Genomic DNA, 4,373 nt, shown 5'->3' with positions numbered 1-4,373 from the left:
TCCGCTTCGCTGGCCAGGGCCAGACCCGGCTGTAGCAACACTGCCACCAGGCTTAAAAACCCGCCCAGGAACAACTTTTTCATTCTTTGTCTTAAATCATGATACACTTTTTCTAAACCTTCTTTCCTTATGGGTGATAATTGACATTCTCCAGAGCATTACAGTTTGTGATCAGTATTATGGCTGTACCAACCCTCTGGAATCCGGCTCAACAGCCATAGGTGACCTAAAGGCTGTTTTTTACCCAACAGCCGTGTTCATGGTCAAATGAATATTCTTCCGCGGCACCCCTCCTCATACCAGATGCTATCACAGCACTGTATAAATTATTTTTAGACGCCATCACTTGATTACCACTTCGTTCATAAATGATCTCCTCTCAATATTAAAGGGGATGTATTAATAAAAGGCTAAATCCGGTTGGTTCTGCGCCAAATTTTTAGTTTTTCAGCCTCTTTAATCAATTGGTCTCTAAAATCTGGATGGGCGATGTTAATTAAGCCTGCGGCCCTTTCCCAGGTAGGCTTGCCTTTTAGATTGAATGTTCCAAATTCCGTGATTATATAAGAAGCAACCGAGCGAGGAACGCTCACTATAGTGCCAGGACCCAACCCCGGGGTGATCCGGGATGAAATTGTTCCGTCAGGATTTTTCATGGTAGAGCTCAGGGCAATAATCGGCTTGCCGTTTTTTGATCTGAAGGCTCCGTAAATATAGTCCAATTGCCCGCCGGTACCGGATATCTGGCGTCCGGCTGATGCTTCGGAGCCCACCTGCCCGTATAAATCCACTTCCAAACAGTTGTTAATAGCCACAAAGTTATCCTGCTGGGCAATTATGAACGGGTTGTTGCAATAACTCACCGGATAGCTGGCACAAACCGGATTGTGGTCTAAAAAGTTATAGAGTTTTTCAGTTCCCATAGCAAACGCATAAGCGATTTTTCCTACATCCAGTTGCTTCCTCTTACCGGTTATCTTGCCTGCCTCATACATGTCCACAAAGGAATCGACCAGCATTTCGGTGTGGACCCCCAGATCCTTTAAATCGGACTGGGCGATCAGGGCTCCCACAGTGTTGGGCATAGCTCCGATACCCAGCTGAATGCAGGCCCCGTCGCTCATCTCTTCCATAACCAGGTTGGCTATTTTGATATCAACCTCGCTTACCGGCAGTTCGGGCAGGGTTCCTAAAGGGGGATTGGTGCTGCTTTCCACAATGTAGTCAACATCGGAGATATGGATACCTTCATTACTGCCTCCCAAGCAGATGGGGCTGGATCTGTTCACTTCCACAACCACAACTTTGGCTTTTTGGGTGGTGTATGAAGCTGTGGAATTAGACGTGCTGAAATTAAAAAAACCGTGACTGTCCATGGAGGCAACGGGCTGAAAGGTTACATCTATATTCCGCATGGCGATCAACATCTCTGCTTCGCCATAATTGAAGGGAATATAGTAGCACAGATTCTGGTCCGTAAGTTTTCTGGATATGCCTGAAAGGTGCCAATCGTGTAAAATGAAGTGCTTCCTTTCAGGATCGACTTTGACGACTTCTGGTACCATCATGATGGTGGTAGTTGTAATGTTGACGTCAGTCAGTTCATCCTTGCGTCCGGCCAGCGCGGCGTCGCAATCTCGGGGCTGTTGCACGAATTCACCGTATTGCACCCAATCGCCCGACTTAACCAGCCTGGCTGCCTGGTCGGCAGTGATCAGTTTACTGTTATACTCTTCAGCTAAATTCATTATTAATTCACTTCCTTAAAGTCTTATTGTGTGGGCGCATTAATCAGGGAATAACAAAGATAACCTGTAATAGGCCGGTATCTTCATTCTAAAGTGCAATTATTATGCCACCATGGCTCAGTATAACGATCTGCTAAAAAATCTTTGTTCATTGGCGAATAAATTAATTTATATCACAGAGTAATTTATGTTTTGCCGAAACCCGCCACAAAGCAGATGTATTTTATACAGGACAACTTCCAGGATATCGGACGGTAAACAGATTTCTTATGGATTATAGGAAGTTAACCTGATTAACGATTTCCTTCTGCCTGATAATTTCTTCAAGTTCTGTCTGCAAAGTCTCATCACGAATGAGTTCCACTCGAGATACCACCAAGCCGTCCTTATTAAGACCACGCCAGTTTATGATAAAGCCAGCCACCAAAGCATACATAAATTTCCCGGTGCCGCAGCAGGAGGTGTCAATCTCGCCATAACCGACAATGTATAATACTTCCCGCCCGTGGAACGGCAAACGCACCTCCTGCGTGTGGGCGTAGTGCCCGCTAATGGTCTTGTAATCCTGATTAAGAATCTCATGCTTGTAGTCTGCAATCATTTTTAACGCTCCTTTGTCAGGTGGGGGCTCAAACAGGCCCTCATCCGCCTCTAAACAAACAGCCTTTTACCCGGCACTTTTATAAATTGCGGAATATTGCAGGTTCTCCGCTGTTTGGCTTCGTTGCCGATTTTTTAGTGAAAGGCAGGATGTCAGAGGCCTACCGTGGTTGTGAGATCAGAATAATGCAAATAACATACCAACATACATAAAAAGATGAGCAATCAACACTTTCGAAACCCCGGTAAATATCCGGAAAACCGAGAGAAATAAATTATTGTGCATCACAGTTTAGCCCGGGCCGATGTACAGTATAGCGGACATCTTCCCTACAATCGGAGATACATTTTCCAAATGCAAACTGCGGGCATCTGTATTAAATTGAAGCGGCTAAAGTAAGCTCAAGCCCAATATATACAACTTTATTGCTTGCAGCCCAAGCTGTATATCAGTTGGCATGGAATTTGCGTTAAGACAGCATTAAATGAAGTTACAGAGTAATGGGGCTCCCCTGGGTTCTTCAAAAGACATAATGGGATATGACGGGCTTAGCAACCATTGCATATAAAAATAGGGCTGTCACAGCATTAACTTCGCGCAAAACTATTGATCCTATCCTGCATCGGGTGTAGTTGTAGAAAACAAAAAGAAATGAGGGGCAACCAATGGCTGAAAACTTTAACCTGGTTCAAAGCATGAGTGTAAGCAAGCTTAAAAATGGCAATTTACATTCTCAATGTTATCATTTGAGCACCTTTGAAGAGGCCTCAGCCTGGGTTTCCACGGATACCCGGGAATTGCGGATAATCGGGGCCGGCCTGGAGATTTACCGCTCGCTCCACGAAAAGACCGGCTATTCGGAATTCCCGCAATTAGTGGGAATGGAAGCCTATGTGCATAGTGGCAGGAAGATTAAGGATAAGATCGGGCCCGATCATCCAATGGCCCAAAATCTGTTGGTAGAATGCGTGAAGGGCATCATTCAGGTTGAATCTTTCATTTATGCGGAGCGCGGTTATCCGGACCTGAGTTCTTATGTGGATTACTGGTGCGCTCTTAATGACAATACCTGTTATACCTTTACTCACCGCAAGGACGGGCCGTCTTTGTGGTCAGTCAATCCTCGCGACTATAACCTGTTTAATCGCAGCCGGGTAATACACGGGCATAAGAACAATCATAAAAAGATGCTATATGGCACATTTATCGATACATATCACGAGATAAATATCCACCTGACATTAGACCCCGGTAATGTTGTCTTGGATGTGAGCGCGGATTTTATCCGCATGCCCGGTGAGATCTGTAAAAACAGCGCGATAAGATTGCAGGATTTAGTAGGCCACAACCTGACGGAAATGAACAAGCAGCAAATCAGACTCCTGATTGGCGGATCGGAAGGCTGCTCTCATCTGCTCGAAATTGTCAACGATGCCATTCGAAGTATGAATTATTCAAATAAATGAAAACTATCCGGCATATGCTGATAGCTTCGCCAGGGCATACTTTTAAACCGGCAAGACAAAATGGATGGCTTATTGGGCACAATAATTGCCTATTAAAAATTAATATTGAAAAGAGGCAGGTGAAATAATATGGCGATTAATGAGCTGGAACGTTTTATTAAACGAATTAAATCCTTGCTTGATGAAAAATCCGAGTGGCCCCGCATCCTGGAAGAAGGACGGAATAGTTTGCATGAACTGATCAGCAGTCCGGAATGGTTTCGTTCCATGATGACCCGGCTGGTATTGGACGAACAATTTTTAAAGCTGCAGCGGCAGACGATTGATATTAATAGTATTCAATTATACATCAGCCCTGATAAGGGGTTCTCCATTCGGGCATATATATGGGAACCCGGCCAGGTTTACCCGGTTCATGACCATGGAGTATGGGACATATTCGGGCCCATAATTCATCAAATCAAGGAAAGAAAGTTTGAACGGATGGATGACGGCATGAATCCGCCCTATGCGGAAGTGAGGCAAATTTCTGACACTATTCTTTCTCCAGGTGAAACA

The 4,373-nt window shown here is 44.8% G+C and carries 4 protein-coding genes; 2 read left to right on the top strand and 2 right to left on the bottom strand.

Features of this window, described 5'->3' with window-relative positions:
• Nucleotides 1-410: 410 nt before the first annotated feature.
• Together B2633_RS14350 and B2633_RS14345 are read right to left on the bottom strand one after the other, a co-directional pair.
• Nucleotides 411-1,748: an acetyl-CoA hydrolase/transferase family protein gene (locus tag B2633_RS14350; RefSeq protein WP_483171419.1), complete on the bottom strand. Its 1,338-nt coding sequence runs from the start codon at nucleotides 1,746-1,748 to the stop codon at nucleotides 411-413.
• Between the two features lie 274 nt (nucleotides 1,749-2,022).
• A complete protein-coding gene (locus tag B2633_RS14345; protein ID WP_483171418.1) occupies nucleotides 2,023-2,349 on the bottom strand; it encodes a hypothetical protein in 327 nt (108 codons plus the stop codon).
• Between the two features lie 665 nt (nucleotides 2,350-3,014).
• Here B2633_RS14345 and B2633_RS14340 point away from each other — a divergent pair.
• Nucleotides 3,015-3,815, top strand: coding sequence for a DUF2889 domain-containing protein (locus tag B2633_RS14340; RefSeq protein ID WP_483171417.1), 801 nt, complete (start codon nucleotides 3,015-3,017; stop codon nucleotides 3,813-3,815).
• 129 nt (nucleotides 3,816-3,944) lie between these two features.
• A partial coding sequence (locus B2633_RS14335; RefSeq protein WP_483171416.1) for a hypothetical protein occupies nucleotides 3,945-4,373 on the top strand: 429 nt, incomplete at its 3' end.

The organism is Syntrophomonas sp. UBA1041, from assembly GCF_002316705.1.
Lineage (GTDB): Bacteria > Bacillota > Syntrophomonadia > Syntrophomonadales > Syntrophomonadaceae > DTU019.
Note: the sequence above shows the minus strand (reverse complement) of the source record. Positions and strands in the feature narration are given on the sequence as shown.